The following is an 18,639-nucleotide window of genomic DNA, read 5'->3' as shown; positions in this document are numbered from 1 at the left end:
CGATTATAACGAATATTCAAGCAGGATCAACATCGGCGTAAATTATTTGCCGCCTTTGAGGGAGTCGGCCAGAGACGCTCCGACCTTCCAAATATCTCCGGCTCCCATGGTCAAGACCAGATCGCCCGGTTGAACCCGTCCTCTGAGATCGTTCAAGACGTCCTCTTTGGTCGGCAGGTAACGGGCCCCCGCATTGCTGTTGCGGATAATCAGTTCGACCAGCTTGGCGGAGCTGACGCCTTCGATCTGTTTTTCGCCGGCAGGGGAATAAATATCGGTAATGATCACCTCGTCGGCTCCGCCGAAAGCACGGCTGAACGCGTCCAGCAGGAAAAACGTTCTGGAATAGCGCTGAGGCTGGAACACGGCAATGATCCGCTTCCCTGTTGCTTTAGCGGCACTGACCGTAGCCTCGATCTCGGTAGGATGATGGGCGTAGTCATCGATGACGAGTATATCATCAATCTCTCCAAGCACTTGAAATCGGCGCTTGGCTCCATTGAATTTAAAGATGGCCTTGGTTATATCCTCGAATGGCACTCCTGCCTTCATACAGGCGATTACCGTAGCCATGGCATTATACACATTATGCTTCCCGGGCACGGACAGCTCGACCTTTCCGAGTGCCTGCCCGTCGCGCGACATCGTAAAGGAAACATGCCGGTCTCCAAGCACCAGCTCACTGGCGGTATACTCCGCATCTCCATGAATGCCGTACGTGGTGACTTTGTTTTTCAACTCCGGCAGGATGGCACGGATGTTCTCGTCATCGGCACAAACAACGGCGGTTCCGTCTTCCCGAATCTGGCTTAAAAATTGCACGTATGCGGATTTAAGCCGGTTGAAATCACCGTCATAATTCTCAAGATGGTCAGCTTCAATGTTTAAGACGATCCCAAGCCAAGGGTGGTACTGAAGGAACGAGCCGTCGCTCTCATCCGCTTCGGCCACCACGTAATCCCCCTGCCCTGCCTTGGCATTCGTGCCCACATTCATGATTTCTCCGCCGATAATAAAGGTAGGGTCGACGCCGCATTCTTCCATAACCAAAGCGATCATGGACGATGTCGTCGTTTTTCCGTGGGCGCCCGCTACCGCGACGCCTTTCCTTTCATTCAGCAGTCTTGCAAGCATTTGGGCACGGTGGAGGACCGGGATGTTCAGTTCCTCGGCGGCCAGCCGTTCCACATTATCCCTGGACAATGCGGTAGAATAAACGACCAGGTCCGCTCCCTTCACCTGTTCCGCCGTATGGCCAATATATATTTTGGCGCCTTTGGCTGCCAGCTTTTCCGTTAACTCCTGGGAAGCCACGTCAGAACCCGTGACCTTATACCCCATTTCCAGCATAACCCGCGCAATGGCGCTCATTCCATAGCCGCCAATTCCGATAAAATGAACATGTTCTGAAGTATTCAACAGATTTTCACCAACCTTTTTCAGCATCGGAAAGTCCCAGGAGGCTGGAACGCACGTCGGCTATCAGATATAACGTGCCCGACACCACCCCAAGATCCTCCGCTTCCGTCCGTGACTTCAACAATTCAAGTGCGTTTTTCCAATCCGGTTCTATGATGATTTGCAGCGTTTGTTTGGCGTATTTCTCCCTTATCTGCTCTACGATGTTCCGTAACGCGTTGGCGTCCATTTTTCTCCGGAAATCCGGTTCGGTCAGGATAAGCGTATCCACTATAGGCAGTATATGCTTCAAATACGGTTCATGATGCTTATTTGCCAGCATTCCCATCATCAAGTTAAGCTTCCGGTATTCATAAATTTGCGGGAGGCTTTTGGCCAAGGATTCCGCTCCCTCGGGATTATGGGCCCCGTCCAGGACGATTCGGGGGGAGGAGCCTACCTGCTCCAGCCTGCCGGCCCAGCGCGTTTCCAAAAAGCCCTTATTCAAATCCTCTTTCTCGATAACAAACGCCATGTAATGCCGAAGCACCTCAAGCGTCATCATGGCGCAGGCGGCATTCGCGCACTGGTGCTCCCCCTGCAGCCCTATGCGTATTTCCGCCTCGCGGAACGGACCCGAAAAAGAGAACGTCTGCCCCTCTTCGTCCCCTCCGAGCCGCCGATAGGAAAACTGCTCCCCGGCCAGGTACAGCGTCGACCGGTTCCGGGCTGCGGCCTCCTTGATAACCTTCACCGCTTCCGGCTGGGTTACCGCACTGACGACAGGCACGCCCGGCTTGATGATGCCAGCCTTCTCCCCGGCGATTTCGGCAACCGTCTCGCCCAAAATGTCCGTATGGTCCATGCCGACATTGGTAATGACGGAAACGACCGGATGAACGATATTCGTCACGTCCATTCTGCCGCCGAGGCCGGTCTCCCATACGACGACATCCGGTACGCTTTCCTGGGCGTAATACAAAATCGCCAAGGCCGTCGATACTTCGAACATCGTCGGCGAACCGAGCTCGCCGCCGGCTATCTCCTGCACCAGCGGATACAAGCGATTGGCAAGCCTCAGCAAGGTCTCCTCCGGAATATCCTCACCGTTATATTGAAACCGATTCGTGAATTTCGTGATATACGGCGATGTGAAGGTTCCGACAGAATAACCGCTTTGTATAAGAACCCGGGTCAGAAAAGCACAGGTCGAGCCCTTGCCGTTCGTTCCGGCCACGTGAATAAACTTCAGCCGGCGTTCCGGATTGCCCAGCATCTCCATAAGTGCCTTGATCCGGTCAAGCCCGGGACGGATACCGAATGGGATCAGGCCGTTAATCCATTCCACGGCCTCTTCGTAACTTTGAAGAGGGGCCGACTGGCCGGCCCCGTTGTGGTAACTCATGCTTCTCACCTTCAGGTCAATATTCTAGGGTTTATCCTTTTAACTCTTCAATCCGGGCAATGACTTTGTTCCGTTTATCCGTATAATCGGCCTGCTTGGCTTTCTCTTCCTCGATGACCTTGGCAGGGGCTTTGGCAACAAACCCTTGGTTGCTCAGCTTTTTCTCTACACGTTCAACTTCGCTGTTCAGGTGCTGTAACTCTTTTTCCAGTCGGGCAATCTCCTGGTCAATGTCAATCAGCCCGGCCAGAGGCAGATAAAGCTCGGCTCCCGTCACGATGGCGGTCATCGCTTTCTCCGGCGTTTCCAGTTCAAGCCCTGCCGTATACTCGGAGGTATTGCAGAACCGGCGGATGTAATCCGCGTTCCGTTCCACGATTTTGAGTACCTGCTCGTCGGATGCTTTAAGTTTAAGCTCGATTTTTTTGCTCATCGGCACATTCACTTCCGCCCGGATATTACGGACTGCACGGATAACGTCCATAAGCATTTCCATTTCGGCTACGGCCTCTTTGTTTTCCAAAGAAGGATCGTAAGCCGGCCAGGAAGCCAGCATGACCGTTTCGCCTTCATGAGGCAAGTGCTGCCAAATTTCCTCGGAGATAAACGGCATGAACGGATGAATCAGGCGCATCGTGCGATCCAGGACGTAGACGAGGACCGACTGGGTATTTTTCTTGGCTGCCTCATCTTCCCCGTAAAGCGCAAGTTTGGCGAACTCGATGTACCAGTCGCACAGGTCATCCCAGATGAAATTGTAGAGCAATCGACCCGTTTCGCCAAATTCATACGCATCAATTAGACGCGTAATATCCCGTGAAGTTTCGTTCAGGCGATGCAGAATCCAGCGATCGGCGGTACCGAGATCACCGGTGATATCGATATCGCTATGTTTAAAGCCCTCCAGATTCATTAACGCAAATCGCGATGCGTTCCAGATTTTATTCGCAAAGTTCCGCGCCTGCTCCACCTTTTCCCAACGGAAACGGAGGTCTTGGCCCGGCGTGCTGCCTGTGGAGATCATATAACGCATGGCGTCCGTACCGTACTTCTCGATAACTTCCAGAGGATCCACGCCGTTCCCGAGCGATTTTGACATTTTCTTGCCGTCGGCATCGCGAACAAGCCCGTGCATGAGCACATCCTTAAACGGTTTTTCGCCCGTAAATTCGAGTGCCGTAAAGATCATCCGCGCTACCCAGAAATAAATAATGTCATATCCCGTAACCAGAACATTCGTCGGGTAGTAGCGTTTAAGATCTTCGGTCTGGTCCGGCCAGCCCAGCGTGGAGAACGGCCACAGCCCCGAGCTGAACCAGGTGTCCAAAACATCCTCGTCCTGCTTGAGGTTCGTGCTTCCGCACTTGGAGCATGCATTCACTTCATTATGGGACACGTGCATTTCTCCGCACTCGCCGCAGTACCAGGCCGGAATGCGATGTCCCCACCAAAGCTGGCGGGAAATGCACCAGTCGCGTACGTTTTCGATCCATTGAAGATACGTTTTCTCGAAACGCTCCGGTACGAAATTGACGCCTTCGCCGGATTTTTGCGCTTCGATCGCTCTTTCCGCGAGGGGCTTCATTTTTACGAACCACTGGGTGGACAAATACGGCTCAACAACGGCGCCGCTCCGTTCGCTGTGACCCACCTGGTGGACATGGTCCTCGATTTTAATCAACACGCCGGATTCTTTCAGATCGTTCACGATCTGCTTCCGGCACTCGCTGCGGTCCAGTCCCTCGTATTTCCCGGCATAGCCGTTCATCGTACCGGTTTCATCCATCACGGTAATTTGCGGCAGGTTATGGCGCAGGCCCATTTCAAAATCGTTAGGGTCATGGGCCGGGGTAATTTTTACGGCGCCGCTGCCGAAGTCCTTCTCGACGTACTCGTCGGCAATAACCGGTATTTCGCGGCCGACGATCGGGAGAACCAGCGTTTTGCCGATCATGTCCTTATACCGTTCATCCTCCGGGTGAACGGCCACGGCCGTATCGCCGAGCATCGTTTCCGGACGGGTGGTGGCTACGGTAATGCTGCCGCTTCCATCCTTAAGCGGATAGCTTAAATGATAAAGGTGGCCCTGGATTTCCTTGTATTCGACTTCGATGTCGGATAATGCCGTGCGGGCGGCCGGATCCCAGTTAATAATATATTTTCCGCGGTAGATCAGGCCCTTTTCGTAAAGCTTGACGAAAACCTCGCGAACCGCCTTGGACAACCCCTCATCCAGCGTAAACCGCTCACGGGAGTAATCCAGGGAAAGTCCCATTTTGGCCCACTGATCCCGGATCGTATTCGCGTATTGTTCTTTCCACTCCCACACTTTCTCCAGGAATTTTTCTCTTCCGAGATCGTAGCGGGTGATGCCCTGCTCGCGCAGTTTCTGCTCCACCTTCGTCTGCGTGGCAATTCCCGCATGGTCGGAGCCCGGCAGCCACAGCGCGTCATAACCCTGCATCCGTTTTACGCGAATCAGGATATCCTGAAGGGTGAAGTCCAGCGTATGTCCGATATGAAGCATGCCGGTGACATTCGGCGGCGGAATGACAATGGTGAAGGGCTCGGCATCGGGACGCTGTCCCGCTTTGAAAAAGCCTCCCTCTTTCCAGTACGAGTACCATTTCTGCTCCGCCGCTTTGGGGTCGTACGTTGTCGGCATTTGAGCCGGGGTCTGGTTTTCCTTGTGTTCCATAATCTCTTACCTCCGTTACTTAGTAAGCATTGCCATACAGAATGGTTTTAGCCGTTTTTAACCGTAAGAACTTTCGTTTGTGGCCGGCAACAAGAAAAACGTCTATCGACGTACTTTCTCAGAAGACAGACCGCATTTAGCGGGAGTTTTTCTTGCGGTATCAGGAAGGTCCATGCTTCGAAGTTTATGCTTTCTGATATCTAAAGAAAAACGTCTATCGTCGTACCCCAAAGAGGACGGACCGCATGCAGCAGAATAAGTTTCTCTTGCGATACAGGGAAGCAGTCGGAAGATGTTATGCATCCCTATATCATCAAAAAAAGCCCTTCGTCCTCAAAGGACGAAAGGCTTTAGTTCTCTCGCGGTACCACCTTTGTTTCGCAGCGTTTGATCTTTCTCGCCGTTCCGGCTGAACGCCCATCTCAAATCGATCAAGCGATGCGACACTTTATACAGGTAACGGCTGCAGCCGGCATGCTCTAACTTACACCCTAAAAGTACGTGCAAAGCTCAAGCAGGCAACTCCGGGGCGACTTTTCGCAAGCTGGTTCCTGCGGAATCTCTCAGCGCTGCAATTCCGCTCTCTGAAGGCCATCTCTTCCTACTCTTCCCGTTCTTCGTTGTTGGTTGGTAATTTCCTTTATTGTATTCCGCTTTTTCTGTGATGACTATAGACAACTATAACCTTCTTGCTGACCATAGTCAATATTTCGAGCCATAACGCGAAGGAATTGTTGTATTTCCAAAGCAAAAACCGCACATCCTTGATGTGCGGTCATGGATCAACCCTTTAGATGCGCCATGATGAGGGCAATGGTCAGGGGATGTACAATATCTGGCCTTCCTCCACGCTTTGGTCCGACAAACGGTTATAAAGAAGCAGTTCCCGCGGACTAAGCTGGTACCTCTCCGCGATGGCCTCCAGCGTCTCTTCCCGTTGGACAATGCACAGCCTCACCTTGCGGAAAGGGGTATCCTCCTGGCGGCCGCCAAGAAACAGCGATTTCCACTGCACGTCTTCCGCAGCGGCTGGCTCAGCCGTTTCTTCTTTAGGCTCCTCCTCCTCGCGGATGGCGGCTTCCTGCTCTTGAACTGTCCGGCTGGACTGTAAAAGGGAGGAGAATCCCACGCCTCCGGTATTGTTGACGGTGCTGTTTTTGCTCGAAAAAGCAACCTTTAGCTCCGGTTTTGCCAAAGGCTCCTCTTGCAAGGCAGTCTCTTCCGCGGAAACCTCCTCCTGAAGGGCCTCCGCCTCGGCATAGGTCTCTAGCGGTTCGATAACCGATGTCTCCGGTACGGAGGAATGCGCCGGTGCCTCCTCATCCTGACGCTCGGTAGCAATCCCTGGGAAAATGCCGGATTCATGGACAGGCTCTTCATTCTGCGTCTCCGGTGCACGCTCGAAGTTCCATACATTCGGGTTCGACGGTTCCGAACCGCTTTGAGCCTGAACCGTAAAGGGCTCTTCGACCGCATCGGTATCGGCGGGCTGTCCTGCTTGCGCAAACGGGTCCCTATGTAACTCCGTCACGGATTCATATGCGCCGTATGGGGCGGCAGCTTCGACATTATTCCCGTATGCAGCGTTGAATCCGTCTGCAGGCACCGGCTTTTCATCCGGGTATGCCGGATCGGCAGGAGGCTGGAACACGTAACCGGCTGCCTGGACCGTCGCGGAGCCGCTATCGAATGCCTCCTGGTGACCAAAGGCCTGCCCCGTTTCAGCCTGAGGTTCTGCCGTCTGTCGGTCCGCTTCCCGAAAATCGGCATGGTCTTCCGAAGGCATGTCGGGAGCATGTACCACCGTGATTTCCTCATCATTCCATGCTCCGTCCGACGCTTCCTGAACGGCTGCCTGAATTCCTTTTAGGGATAGCACGCCGGTAATGTTCAGGCTTCGCTTTGAGAGAAGATCCACATCAAAGTTTTCGATTTCCACCGCAATGTCCTCAAGCGATGTCACCCGGTTCAGCGGAACGGTGATTTCCACAGGTATCCAATGCTCCAGAGGCTCGGATTCTCCCTCTTCGGTATCGCCTTTATACAGGCCCGCCAAAAGCAGATGACCCCGAAGCGTCGCCTGCTCTTCCTGACTGATAACCTGGATATGCGGGATCAATTCGGCCTCTTCCAGCTCTTCAATTCCCGGCAGATCTTCCGCTAAAATTATTCGTTCGTAAATATCAAACCGCAATCCGTAGGACTGGTCGAACACGGGAATGTCCTCCTTTTTGGCATATACTATCCGCGGCGGGTCCCGCGGCATGAGCCCGTTGTCGTCACTCATTTTATCTATATGCCGAAAATAGGTGAGCATGCCTCTTTTGAGGAACAAGGACCGGATAGCCGATGCGGTTCTTGCCGTTTCGTTCTTCATACATAAAAATATCCCCTTCAAGTTCCACTCGATCCTCATGGGTAACATAAGGTTTTCTCGAGTGTCTGCTTGAAGGGGATAATACCATGGACAACGCCTTATCGAGGAAAAGGCTTGCTTGCCATTTGCTCTTTCAGCCGGATCAGGTCATCCGGCCACGGCGCTTCAATCTCCACCTCTTCCCCCGTAAACGGATGGGCGAAGCAAAGACGCGCTCCGTGCAGCGCCTGGCGGTCAAAGCTAACGGAATACCCTCCATAGAGCGAATCACCCAGAATCGCATGCCCCATGTGGCTCAGATGGACGCGGATCTGATGTGTCCGTCCCGTCTCCAAACTTAGGTACAGAAGACTTGCCTCCCGGTAAACCTCCGCATCGAGTATCCGGGTAACCGCATGCTGGCCGGTCAGGGAAACCCTGCGCCGTTGGGCGTGGTGCCGATCCCTGCCAATCGGCAGATCGATAACCTTCAGGTCGGGCGATACCCGGCCCTGAACCAGCGCCGCGTAGATCCGGACGATCTCTTTTTTTCTCATCGCCTCGTCCAGCTTGAGCTGGGCATACTCGTTCTTGGCGTAGAGCACGGGCCCTGTCGTATCTTTGTCCAGCCTATGGATATGCCGTACGGCGGCCTCCGTTCCGGATGCCTCATAATACGCAGCGACCGCATGGTTCAGCGTCGTTTCATTACCGCGGTCGTCCGGATGAACCGCCATCCCCGCCGGCTTGTTCACCACCAGGCAGAAGTCATCCTCGTACAGAACATCCAATTCGGCCCATATCGGCTCGATTCCCGCTTCTCTGGAAGGAAAGAGGGACAGCCGCAGCCGATCCCCCCTCCACTGGATTCCTCCGTTATGACGAAGCTTTTTCGCCAGCTTTTCCGGCATGAAAACGGTATCCGTCAGCCACTTGTCCGTGGCTTCGTCCCGATCCGTCAAGCCGGTGAGTGCTTTTCCTGGCGTCAATTCCAGCCATTCGCCCCGCCGGGCCCAGCTTCCCCGGTAGCTCACAGGCTTTTCAAGGCACGGCGGTTGGCTTCGATGGTCGCCTCGATATCCGCCTCAGCATGAGCCGCGGATATGAACATGCCTTCGAACTGGGACGGCGGAACGCTGACGCCTTCCTGAACCATGGCTGCAAAATAGCGGCGGAATAAATCCAGATCGCTCGTCTTCGCCGTGTCAAAATTAACAACCTGCTGATCCGTAAAGAACGGGCAAACCATCGAGCCGACCCGGTTGATGGTTAGCGGAATGCCGAATTCGCGGGCGTTCTGCTCAAGCCCGGCCTGAAGCTGGGCTCCCCGCTCCTCAAGCTGATCGTATATTTCCGGTGTCAGCAGCTTCAATGTAGTATATCCGGCAGCCATAGCCAGAGGGTTGCCGCTGAGCGTGCCCGCCTGATAAATCGGACCGGCAGGGGCAATCTGGTTCATGATTTCCTTCTTTCCGCCGTAGGCGCCCACAGGCAGTCCGCCGCCGATGACTTTTCCGAGGCATGTCAGGTCCGGTTCGATCCCGAAACGTCCCTGGGCACAGTGAAGATCGACCCGGAAACCGGTCATCACCTCATCAAAAATAAGCAGGCTGCCGTAATCGGACGTCACCTTGCGCAGTCCCTCGAGGAAACCCTCCCGGGGCGGAACCACGCCCATATTGCCGGCCACCGGCTCAACAATGACGGCTGCGATCTCTTCGCCAAAGCGCTCGAATGCCAGCTGTACCGATTCAAGGTCATTATATGGAACGGCAATCGTGGTCGTGGCCACCGCTTCGGGAACGCCTGGGCTATCTGGTAGGCCGAGCGTCGCGATGCCCGAACCCGCTTTGATCAGCAAACTGTCCGCATGGCCGTGATAAGACCCTTCGAATTTAATGATTTTGGAACGTCCCGTATAACCGCGGGCGAGCCGGATCGCGCTCATGGTCGCTTCCGTGCCGGAGTTGACCATCCGTACGATTTCCACCGACGGCACCCGTTCGCAAACGAGCTTGGCCATTTCCGTCTCCAAAAGCGTCGGCGCGCCAAAGCTTGTTCCCTTCATCGCCGTCTCGCGAAGCGCCTCCACCACCTCGGGATGCGCATGACCCATAATCAGCGGCCCCCAAGATCCCACGTAGTCGATAAAAGAATTCCCGTCAATATCGTACACGCGGCAGCCTTCTCCCCGATCCATGTAAATCGGGGTCAGGCCTACCGATTTGAACGCCCGGACCGGGCTGTTCACGCCACCCGGGATATACTGCTTCGCCTCTTCAAAGGCCGTACGCGAAGCTTCCTCTTTTCGTTTACCTTGCTCATTCTCGCCACTCCTATCTGTCCGATGACATAACTATCTTAACGGTTCCGTATCCAGCCCGCCGCATCCTTGGAAAAATACGTGATGATGATATCGGCTCCGGCACGTTTCATGCCCGTGAGCATTTCCATAACGATCGCTTTCTCGTCAATCCATCCGCGCTCGGCCGCAGCCTTGATCATGGAATATTCGCCGCTGACGTTATAAGCGACCAACGGCAGATCAAATTGGTCGCGAAGCAGCCGGACGATGTCGAGATAGGCAAGAGCCGGCTTCACCATCAGCATATCGGCTCCCTCAAGCACGTCGCTCTCGGCTTCGCGGAGCGCCTCCCGCATATTGGCCGGGTCCATCTGATAGGTCTTGCGGTCCCCGAACTGGGGAGCGGAGTCGGCCGCATCGCGGAAGGGCCCGTAAAATGCGGAGGCATATTTGACCGAGTAGGACATGATCGGAATATGCTGGAAGCCGGCTTCATCCAGAGCCTTGCGTATCGCCTGTACAAAACCGTCCATCATGTTGGAAGGAGCGATAATGTCGGCTCCCGCTCTCGCTTGCGATACCGCCGTCCGGGCAAGCAGTTCCAGGGACTCATCGTTGATGACGTCCCCATGGACGTGTCCGTCCCGCTCGAAGGTATGTACCATGCCGCAATGGCCGTGGTCCGTAAACTCGCAAAGGCATGTATCCGCGATGACGAGCAGGTCCGGATGCCACTCTTTAATCAGGCGCGTTGCTTCCTGAACGATTCCGTCATCGGCAAAGCCCGATGTCCCGACGCTGTCCTTCGTTTCCGGAATACCGAACAGCAGCACGGCCGGAATGCCCAGCGCAGCGATTTCGTCCACTTCCGCCTTCAGCGTATCCAATGAGAAATGATACACGCCGGGCATCGAAGTAATTTCATTCTTTATTCCGCTTCCATACGTTACGAATATCGGTTGTACCAAATCCTCCACGTTCAACACGGTTTCGCGAACCATGCTGCGGATGCCCGCGCTTTGGCGCAGACGCCGGTGGCGCACAATCGGAAAGCCCATTTTATTCCCTCCAAGTTTAAATAATTGTCGTTCATTCCCTAGATGCATATCTATGAATGCTCAAAATATATTCAATCAGTCGCGGTGCCGCCTCGGCTCATCCTTATTCCACTCGCACAGAGCCTCCACCAGACTGTCGATCGTCGCTTCCTTGGCCATCATGGAAACGTGAAGGCCGGCTTTTCTGGCCGTGTCGGCAGTCAGCGGTCCGATACAGGCAACCGCGGAATCCCGCAGAAGTTCTGCCGGCGGGGTCTTTCCCATCTTTTCCAATATGCGAAGAAGGTTAGTAACCGTGGACGAGCTCGTGAACGTAACCGCATGGATTCCGCCTTCCTCGAAGAGCTTCATTAATTCGTCGTCGTCTTCTCCGGCCAGTACCGTTTCATAAGTTTTGATATCGGTTACCCCAAGACCCATTTCTTTCAACTGCCGAGGCAGCCAATCCCTTGCGAGATCCCCCCGCGGCAGAAGAACCTGCTGGCCTGGCTTCATCTGTTCGCCGTACGCGTCGACAAGCCCCTCAGCCTGGTATCGTTCCTTCAGAACTTCCGCGGCGATACCGCGTTCGCGCAAAGCAGCCCCCGTCGCCGGTCCGACCGCCGCGATTCTTGCACGTGCCAGTGACCGGATATCTTTGCCTGCCTCGCTCAAGTGACGGAAGAAATACTCCACTCCGTTCACGCTCGTAAAAAAGACCCAATCATAAGAGACCAGCCGATCCAACGCTTGTCGGATATCCGACAAAGCCTTTTCCGACGTTGGCATCACCGTTTCGATGACCGGAAATTCATAAGGCTCGCCGCCCAACTCCTCGATGCGGCCGACAAGCTCGCTGGCCTGGCTCCGGGACCGTGTCACAAGAATTCTTTTGCCGAAAAGCGGCAACTGCTCAGCCCACTTCAAGTGCTCCCGCTGCAGGACAACCTCCCCGACAACGATCACGGCGGGAGGCTGAAAATTGGCGGTTTTCACTTTTTGCTCGATGTTCTCGAGCGTGCCGGTAATCGTATCCTGTTCCGCGCGCGTGCCCCAGCGTACAAGGGCTACGGGCGTTTCCGGCGGTCTTCCGTGAGCCATCAGCTGGCGGCTGATATACCCGATTTTGGCAACTCCCATCATAAAAATAAGGGTCCCTGTCGCGTTGGTCACTTTGTCCCACTGGATCATGCGGTCCAGCTTGTCGGGGCTCTCGTGCCCTGTAATGATCGACAGTGAAGAGGCAAGATCCCGGTGTGTCACCGGTATCCCGGCATACGCGGGAACGCTGATCGAAGATGTGATTCCCGGGACAATCTCAAAAGGTATCCCGTTTCGGTACAGCAGTTCCGCTTCTTCCCCCACCCTTCCGAAAATGGTGGGATCGCCGCCCTTCAGCCGGACGACCTTTTTTCCTTCGAGCGCCAGATCGACCAGCAGCTGATTGATCTCCTCCTGCTTCATCGTGTGCCTGTCCGGAAGCTTGCCGACATAAATCTTCTCGGCTCCCGGCTTCAGCCACTTCAGAAAACGGGGAGACGCCAGCCGGTCATAAACCACGGCATCGGCTTTTTCCAGGCATTCCTTCCCTTTTATCGTGATCAGCCGCGCGTCCCCGGGACCCGCTCCGACCAAATAAACCTTGCCTGCCATCCGATCATCCCCTAACTTGTGCCAAAATCTCTTCTGCTCCCATAGCTTTCAGCTGTTCGGCAACCTGGATGCCGAGCCTGTCGGGATCCATTCCCTCCGCTGATTTTTTCAGTATCCGATCTCCATCGGGGGAACCTACCATTCCCGTCAATCGTATAATTTTTTGCCCTTCATGGGAATGACCTGTCGGCGCTTCCGCAAGGACGGCATAAGCTCCGATCGGAACCTGGCAGCCGCCGTTCAGCTCGTTCAGATACTTGCGTTCTGCGGCGACCGTCCGTGCCGTATCTTCATCATTGTATAAGGAGAGAAGGCGAAGAAGCTCCGCATCGTTCTCGCGGCATTCAATGCCGAGAGCCCCTTGTCCGACGGCAGGAAGGCATGTCTCTACGGGCAAATACGAAGTAATGCGATCTTCCCATCCCATCCGCTGCAGTCCGGCTGCCGCCAGAATAATCGCTTGATATTCCCCGCTCTCCAACTTGCGGAGCCGCGAATCGATGTTTCCCCGAATCCACTCCACCGTAAGATCCGGCCGGTAAGCCTTCAACTGGCTGGAACGGCGCAGGCTGCTGGTGCCTACCTTGGCGCCTTGAGGCAGCTTGTCCAGGCTGTCCGCTTCCATGGAAATCAAACAGTCGCGGGGATCCTTGCGGCGCGGAACCGCGCCGGTTGTCAGCCCTTCAGGCAAGAACGAGGGCATGTCCTTCATGCTGTGAACGGCCATATCGATTTCGCCGTCGATCATCGCCTGCTCGATTTCCTTGACGAACAAGCCTTTACCGCCCACTTTGGACAAGGTCACGTCAAGAATGCGGTCGCCTTTCGTTACTATTTTTTTAACCTCAAACCGATAGTCGAACCCGTTCTCTTTTGCAAGCCGCGTCAAATCATCGATGACCTGCCCGGTCTGGGTAAGCGCCAGCGCGCTTTGTCTGCTGCCAACTACAATGGTACGCATCGTTACTCCTCCTGATTGTGAGTGATCCACTGATCGATCTGTTCCGGACTCCACGGGATAAAGTCCCCCCGCCGTATGTCCTGTAGTATATCGATTTCAACTATTTTTCGCAAAAGCTTCCGCCGGGCGGTCTGGGACCGGACTTTCTCTTTAACGGCAACGCGCAGTTCATGCAAAAAATCCAGGTACATTTCAAATTCGTCGCCCAATTCTTCCTCCAGCCTGCGGCAAAGGTTTACGGCGGCAGCCGGCCCCGCCCCCGCCGTCGATACGGCGACGGTAAGCCGGCCCCGTCTCAGGACGGCAGGACTGATGAAATCGCCGGATTCCCCGTCGCTCGCCACATTAACCATAATGCCCAGCCTTCGGGCTTCAGCCGCCACCTTCCCGTTCACTTCGGGAGGAAAGGAAGCCGCGTACACCAAAAAAGCCCCTTCGAGGTCTCCCTCTCTATATTCCCTGCAAGTCCAGCGCACAACCCCTTCTTCCGCCAAGGATATCAGTCTCCCGCTCAGATTCGGACTAATGATATGTACAGCGGCCCCGGCTTCAATCAGCGTCTCCGCTTTACGCTCCGCTACCGGGCCTCCGCCGATGATCAGGCAGCTCTTCCCCTCGCAGTTCAGCATGACCGGAACATATTGAACCATAAGCGTTTCACACCCCCGACCAGCTGTGAAACTCGGACCAAGCGTTCAAGAAGAAATTCAGCACGATGAACGCCAGGCCGATCAGCGCCCATCTTGCGGTTTCCAGGCCGGAACGGCGCTGAATCCGTCGTCTCACAAAATAATTGACATATATGCCCAGAGCAACGCTCGTGGACAGCACTTTCAGATCCGCCAGCAGCGTCCACCGGCCTTCCGTAGCCACCGAAAATATGGCCAACCCGAGGGACAATACGAGGACCGGCGTTCCGATCAAAAGAGCATTGTACGAATATTTATCGAGTATTTCCAAACTCGGCAGCCTGCGGATCACGTCATTCCATTTTTTGTGTTTCAGTTTGCTGTGCAAAAACAAGTACATTCCTGCAAAAACCGCCCCCACGGTCAAGGCCGTTAAGCTTACGCTGGCAAGCGCGATATGGAAAACGAGCAGCCCTTTTACGGGATCCCAAGCTTCAAGCGGGTTATAACCCGTCGTCAGCAGCAGGCGGTTCAGCACGGTGACGCAAAAACCGACCACGCTTAAGAGCAGGGCGGCAAATTCCGCACGCTTCACGAAGGTGATGGCTATGGAAGTTAACGTCACGCCGAACGAACACAACAGAAGGAAATCGAATGAGGTAAACACCGGCAGCATGCCCGTTTCGATGACGCGCTGCAGGACGGCCACGAGCTGAAACAGGGCAGCAACGACAAGAAGCCCTGTGCCTATCCGCTTTGCTGCCCGATTGCGGGATACGCAATCCGAGATATAAAACAGAAGGCTCAGGGCATAAATACAAATGCCGATATCATAGATTAGGTTTAGCGACATGGTTTCGTCACCCGCCCTTAGAGAGCGGCTGGGGCAAGGGACATCTGAACCGTTTTCCGCTCGGCCGGTTGTTCCGCGGATTTAACGGGAGTTTCAACCTCCATTGTGGAAACGTTGTTCAGAGCCTTGCTTTCCGCTCCTTGCTCATTCTCTTCGATCAAGCTTTCCAGGGCAAAAATCTGGGTGAAATAGTCCAGCGCCTCCGCAGCCTGCTTGCCCCCCGTCATCTCCTTGATCCGGTTGATCGGATCATGCATCATCTGGTTGACGATGCTTTTCGTCAAACGGCGGATCACTTTGCGCTGCCGCTCATCCAGTTCAGGCAGCTTGTTGAACAGACTCTCCAGCGTTTCCTCATGAATGCTGTTCGATTTGTCCTGAAGCGCCCGGATGGCCGGTCTGACCCCCAACGTCTTCAACCACTGGTGGAAAGCCTCCATTTCCTCCTGAATCATCGTTTCGATCTTTGCCGCTTCCGCACGGCGCATTTCGAGATTGCTTTCCACGATGCCTTCCAGGTCATCGATATCATACAGGAAGACGTTCTGCACGTCGCCGACGTCAGGATCAATATCCCGCGGAACGGCAATGTCGATCATAAAGAGCGGACGGGCTTGCCGCTTCTTCATGGTTTCGTTCACCAACATCGGTCGGATCACATAGTCATTCGCTCCCGTCGAGCTGATGACGATGTCGACCTCGTGCAGGCGTTCCGTTGCCTCCTCCATGCCGAGCGGCGTACCTTTAAACTTCAGGGCAAGCTCTTCAGCGCGGGCCAGCGTCCGGTTAGCCACAAACACCTCGGCTGCCCCGTTTGCGTACAAATGCTTCACGGTCAGCTCGCTCATTTTTCCCGCGCCCAGGATAAGCACCTTTTTATCGTGGAACGTCCCGAAAATGCGTTTGCCCAGCTCAACCGCCGCATAGCTGACCGAAACGGCGCTTTCTCCGATGGAAGTTTCGGAGTGCGCACGTTTCCCCAGCGTCACTGCTTGCTTGAAAAGCATGTTAAACCAGGTTCCCGTCGCCTTTTCCTTCTGTGATTTCAAGAAGGCATTGCGCACCTGGCCCAAGATCTGGGTTTCCCCGATGACCATGGAATCCAGCCCGCAGCTCACCTTAAACAGATGGGAAATCGCCTGCTCGTCTTCATATATATATAGATGCTTCGTAAATTCTTCACGTTTAATGCCAAACCACTGCTCCATAAAGCTGCGGATAAAATAGCCGCACATGGAAAGACGGTCGACCACGACATATATCTCGGTACGGTTGCAGGTAGCAACAATGACGCCCTCCAATACGCTCTTGGTCGACTTCAGCTGTTTCAACGCCTCGGGCAAATCTTGCTCCGCGAATGTAAAGCGTTCTCTGACTTCCACAGGCGCCGTGCGATAGTTCAACCCAACAACGACGATGTGCATTGCATGTTCACCTGCCTAATGGTTATTAAAGCATTGCTCTATCTGCATTTAAGGTCCCAAAAATTGTCCTTTATGATATACGCTTTCTTTTGACCATGATAATTATATCACAGGATGTCGAAAACCCTTGTCTATTTTATGAAATGTTTATGAAATCCCCATCTTTTTAATCTTTCCATCACTTAAAAACCCTTGTCTGGCCGCTCTTATTATTGTGGTATGTTTTAGGTGCAGATATACGCCGACGTCAAGTTAGCAGCCTGATCAAAAGCGATTGGTTCGAACAGCCCTTAAAAACAAATAACCATGGAAAAGGTCCATGGTTATCAATATACACTTTTTAGATGCTTGGTTACACCAGTTCAGCCTGCTTCATCTCAGGCGTTTCGACAGTCAGTTCGCCCAAACCTCGCACGAGCTTTTTCGCATAGCATTTTTCAGGTTTCAAAACGGATACCAGGTAATCAATAGCCAATTGCGGATCCACCGTCTCCCCGCAGGTATAACAGTCAATCGCAGCAAAACCTCTCTCAGGGTAAGTATGAATAGAGAGATGGCTTTCCGACAGCAGTACAAGAACCGTAGCGCCTTGCGGCTCAAATTGCTTGGACTGGACGGACATTACCGTTGCTCCGCAGGCTTCAGCGGCTTCCACCATCTGAGCTTGCAAATATTCAGCATTGTTCAGTAGTTCAAAGTCGACTCCCCAAGTATCAACAGCAACGTGTCTTCCGAAAGTTGAGTATTCCATCTTTCGGTTTCCCCCTTCCTAGGAATAAAATGTTTGAAAAATTTCATCCGCTAGGACCTACGTCATTCACTTCCCGAGGGAATAATCTCTCGCAACATTACATGTCCTGAGTGAATCCTGGTTCCTATATTCTTTTCAACGAGATTAAAAATAACATCTATGAGGGCGAAATGCAATACATTTTTGAAAATTGTGGCGATAAATATTTTACAGATCAGCATATGAGGCAAATCAACCGATGGATCATGGAAGACAAGCCGCATTTACCCGCTCTTTATCATTTATTTCCAATGTCGGATTTACTAAACCGAAAATGCTCCGCATCTAAAAAAACGACGGCGTTTCTGCAAGGCATGAAGCCAACCATGAATGAAATTTATGCTTGGCTTATGATGAAAAAAAGCCTTCCGGCATACCGGAAGGCTTTCGTTAATTTCGAGCTTCTCAGGCTTCTAAAACGAACAGGCGCTGATTGTAGTGCCGCAACCGTTCGTCAATACGCTCAATGCTTAAGGCCGATGATGCCGCCAAGCGTTGATCCAGGAGATCGTTAATGTTCCGCTGAATCGCCTCGATCTCTTTCTCTGTCACATTGCTTTCGAATAGACGCTGCAGTTCTCCGACCGTATTCTTGTACTCATAGATCAGACTGCTGGCATCGTCCGTCAACTGGGCAATCCGCTGTACCGTGCCGTCTTGATAGTCATAGCTCATGGTGAAACCGCGATAGATCCGGTTGACCCTGCCCGACCCTTTGCTTGCGGCAAAAAGATTCCGCACCGCATTGGTCAAAGAAGGGGTTACCAGCCGGCACGACAACTCACAGACATACAGGCCATCTTTGCGTTCGAAGGGCAAATGAACTTCTTCCCCGCTTTCGCCTTCGAGCACGATCTCCTGCCCTCCGCCATCCATTACCTTCACACGGAAATTGATCGGGGAGGCAATGCTGCTCTGAAGAAATTGATTCATTTGAACGTCCGTCATTTGCATGGTGGCTTTAATATACTCTGTGGCTATCCGATGAGCCATAAAAATCTCCTCAATTCTTTTAACAATCCTTACGTTAATTATAACGCAGGCATCAAAGGTTTTTCTTGTCATCGGATTGAGATTATTCAGCAAATTTCATAAAAAAACGGATTAAGACGGATTCTCCGTGAAAAATC

13 protein-coding genes and 1 pseudogene are annotated in these 18,639 nt (G+C 53.5%); all 14 read right to left on the bottom strand.

Annotated elements, in window-relative coordinates:
- Positions 1 to 42 precede the first annotated feature (42 nt).
- Positions 43 to 1,419, bottom strand: a complete 1,377-nt coding sequence (gene murC, locus XI25_RS23305) for a UDP-N-acetylmuramate--L-alanine ligase (protein ID WP_046680522.1) — start codon at positions 1,417 to 1,419, stop codon at positions 43 to 45.
- A 7-nt stretch (positions 1,420 to 1,426) separates the two neighbouring features.
- Positions 1,427 to 2,803, bottom strand: coding sequence for a bifunctional folylpolyglutamate synthase/dihydrofolate synthase (locus XI25_RS23300; protein ID WP_046680488.1), 1,377 nt, complete (start codon positions 2,801 to 2,803; stop codon positions 1,427 to 1,429).
- Positions 2,804 to 2,834: 31 nt separating this feature from the next.
- Positions 2,835 to 5,501: a valine--tRNA ligase gene (locus tag XI25_RS23295; protein WP_046680487.1), complete on the bottom strand. Its 2,667-nt coding sequence runs from the start codon at positions 5,499 to 5,501 to the stop codon at positions 2,835 to 2,837.
- 817 nt (positions 5,502 to 6,318) lie between these two features.
- Entirely contained in the window at positions 6,319 to 7,767 is a 1,449-nt protein-coding gene (locus XI25_RS23290; RefSeq protein ID WP_046680521.1) for a LysM peptidoglycan-binding domain-containing protein, read from the bottom strand.
- Between the two features lie 209 nt (positions 7,768 to 7,976).
- Complete coding sequence (locus XI25_RS23285; RefSeq protein ID WP_046680486.1) at positions 7,977 to 8,891, bottom strand: RluA family pseudouridine synthase; 915 nt, start codon at positions 8,889 to 8,891, stop codon at positions 7,977 to 7,979.
- Positions 8,888 to 10,153 (bottom strand): annotated as a pseudogene (gene hemL, locus XI25_RS23280) (glutamate-1-semialdehyde 2,1-aminomutase); the annotation flags it as partial. The pseudogene hemL and the gene XI25_RS23285, both read right to left, overlap by 4 nt.
- A 65-nt stretch (positions 10,154 to 10,218) precedes the next feature.
- On the bottom strand, positions 10,219 to 11,220 hold the full coding sequence (gene hemB / locus XI25_RS23275) for a porphobilinogen synthase (RefSeq protein WP_046680484.1): 1,002 nt from the start codon (positions 11,218 to 11,220) through the stop codon (positions 10,219 to 10,221).
- Between the two features lie 75 nt (positions 11,221 to 11,295).
- Entirely contained in the window at positions 11,296 to 12,852 is a 1,557-nt protein-coding gene (cobA, locus tag XI25_RS23270) for a uroporphyrinogen-III C-methyltransferase (RefSeq protein WP_046680483.1), read from the bottom strand.
- A 4-nt stretch (positions 12,853 to 12,856) separates the two neighbouring features.
- Positions 12,857 to 13,813: a hydroxymethylbilane synthase gene (gene hemC, locus XI25_RS23265; RefSeq protein WP_046680482.1), complete on the bottom strand. Its 957-nt coding sequence runs from the start codon at positions 13,811 to 13,813 to the stop codon at positions 12,857 to 12,859.
- 2 nt (positions 13,814 to 13,815) lie between these two features.
- Positions 13,816 to 14,463, bottom strand: coding sequence for a precorrin-2 dehydrogenase/sirohydrochlorin ferrochelatase family protein (locus tag XI25_RS23260; protein ID WP_046680481.1), 648 nt, complete (start codon positions 14,461 to 14,463; stop codon positions 13,816 to 13,818).
- 7 nt (positions 14,464 to 14,470) lie between these two features.
- On the bottom strand, positions 14,471 to 15,295 hold the full coding sequence (ccsA, locus tag XI25_RS23255; protein WP_046680480.1) for a cytochrome c biogenesis protein CcsA: 825 nt from the start codon (positions 15,293 to 15,295) through the stop codon (positions 14,471 to 14,473).
- Positions 15,296 to 15,312: 17 nt separating this feature from the next.
- Positions 15,313 to 16,719, bottom strand: coding sequence for a glutamyl-tRNA reductase (gene hemA / locus XI25_RS23250; protein ID WP_046680479.1), 1,407 nt, complete (start codon positions 16,717 to 16,719; stop codon positions 15,313 to 15,315).
- A 352-nt stretch (positions 16,720 to 17,071) separates the two neighbouring features.
- Entirely contained in the window at positions 17,072 to 17,470 is a 399-nt protein-coding gene (gene speD, locus XI25_RS23245; protein ID WP_046680478.1) for an adenosylmethionine decarboxylase, read from the bottom strand.
- A gap of 444 nt (positions 17,471 to 17,914) precedes the next feature.
- On the bottom strand, positions 17,915 to 18,502 hold the full coding sequence (locus XI25_RS23240) for a hypothetical protein (protein ID WP_046680520.1): 588 nt from the start codon (positions 18,500 to 18,502) through the stop codon (positions 17,915 to 17,917).
- Between the last annotated feature and the right edge of the window lie 137 nt (positions 18,503 to 18,639).

The sequence above is a fragment of the Paenibacillus sp. DMB20 genome (assembly GCF_000987955.1).
Classification (GTDB): Bacteria; Bacillota; Bacilli; order Paenibacillales; family Paenibacillaceae; genus Paenibacillus_AQ.
This window is presented reverse-complemented; position numbering and strand designations above follow the sequence as displayed.

Bases quoted from the DNA above. Each gene is read 5' to 3' on its own strand.
- hemA (WP_046680479.1), bottom strand. From the start codon at position 16,719: ATGCACATCGTCGTTGTTGGGTTGAACTATCGCACGGCGCCTGTGGAA.
- XI25_RS23295 (WP_046680487.1), bottom strand. From the start codon at position 5,501: ATGGAACACAAGGAAAACCAGACCCCGGCTCAAATGCCGACAACGTAC.
- hemC (WP_046680482.1), bottom strand. From the start codon at position 13,813: ATGCGTACCATTGTAGTTGGCAGCAGACAAAGCGCGCTGGCGCTTACC.
- XI25_RS23300 (WP_046680488.1), bottom strand. From the start codon at position 2,803: ATGAGTTACCACAACGGGGCCGGCCAGTCGGCCCCTCTTCAAAGTTAC.
- cobA (WP_046680483.1), bottom strand. From the start codon at position 12,852: ATGGCAGGCAAGGTTTATTTGGTCGGAGCGGGTCCCGGGGACGCGCGG.
- hemB (WP_046680484.1), bottom strand. From the start codon at position 11,220: ATGGGCTTTCCGATTGTGCGCCACCGGCGTCTGCGCCAAAGCGCGGGC.
- XI25_RS23240 (WP_046680520.1), bottom strand. From the start codon at position 18,502: ATGGCTCATCGGATAGCCACAGAGTATATTAAAGCCACCATGCAAATG.
- ccsA (WP_046680480.1), bottom strand. From the start codon at position 15,295: ATGTCGCTAAACCTAATCTATGATATCGGCATTTGTATTTATGCCCTG.
- XI25_RS23290 (WP_046680521.1), bottom strand. From the start codon at position 7,767: ATGCCGCGGGACCCGCCGCGGATAGTATATGCCAAAAAGGAGGACATT.
- speD (WP_046680478.1), bottom strand. From the start codon at position 17,470: ATGGAATACTCAACTTTCGGAAGACACGTTGCTGTTGATACTTGGGGA.
- XI25_RS23260 (WP_046680481.1), bottom strand. From the start codon at position 14,463: ATGGTTCAATATGTTCCGGTCATGCTGAACTGCGAGGGGAAGAGCTGC.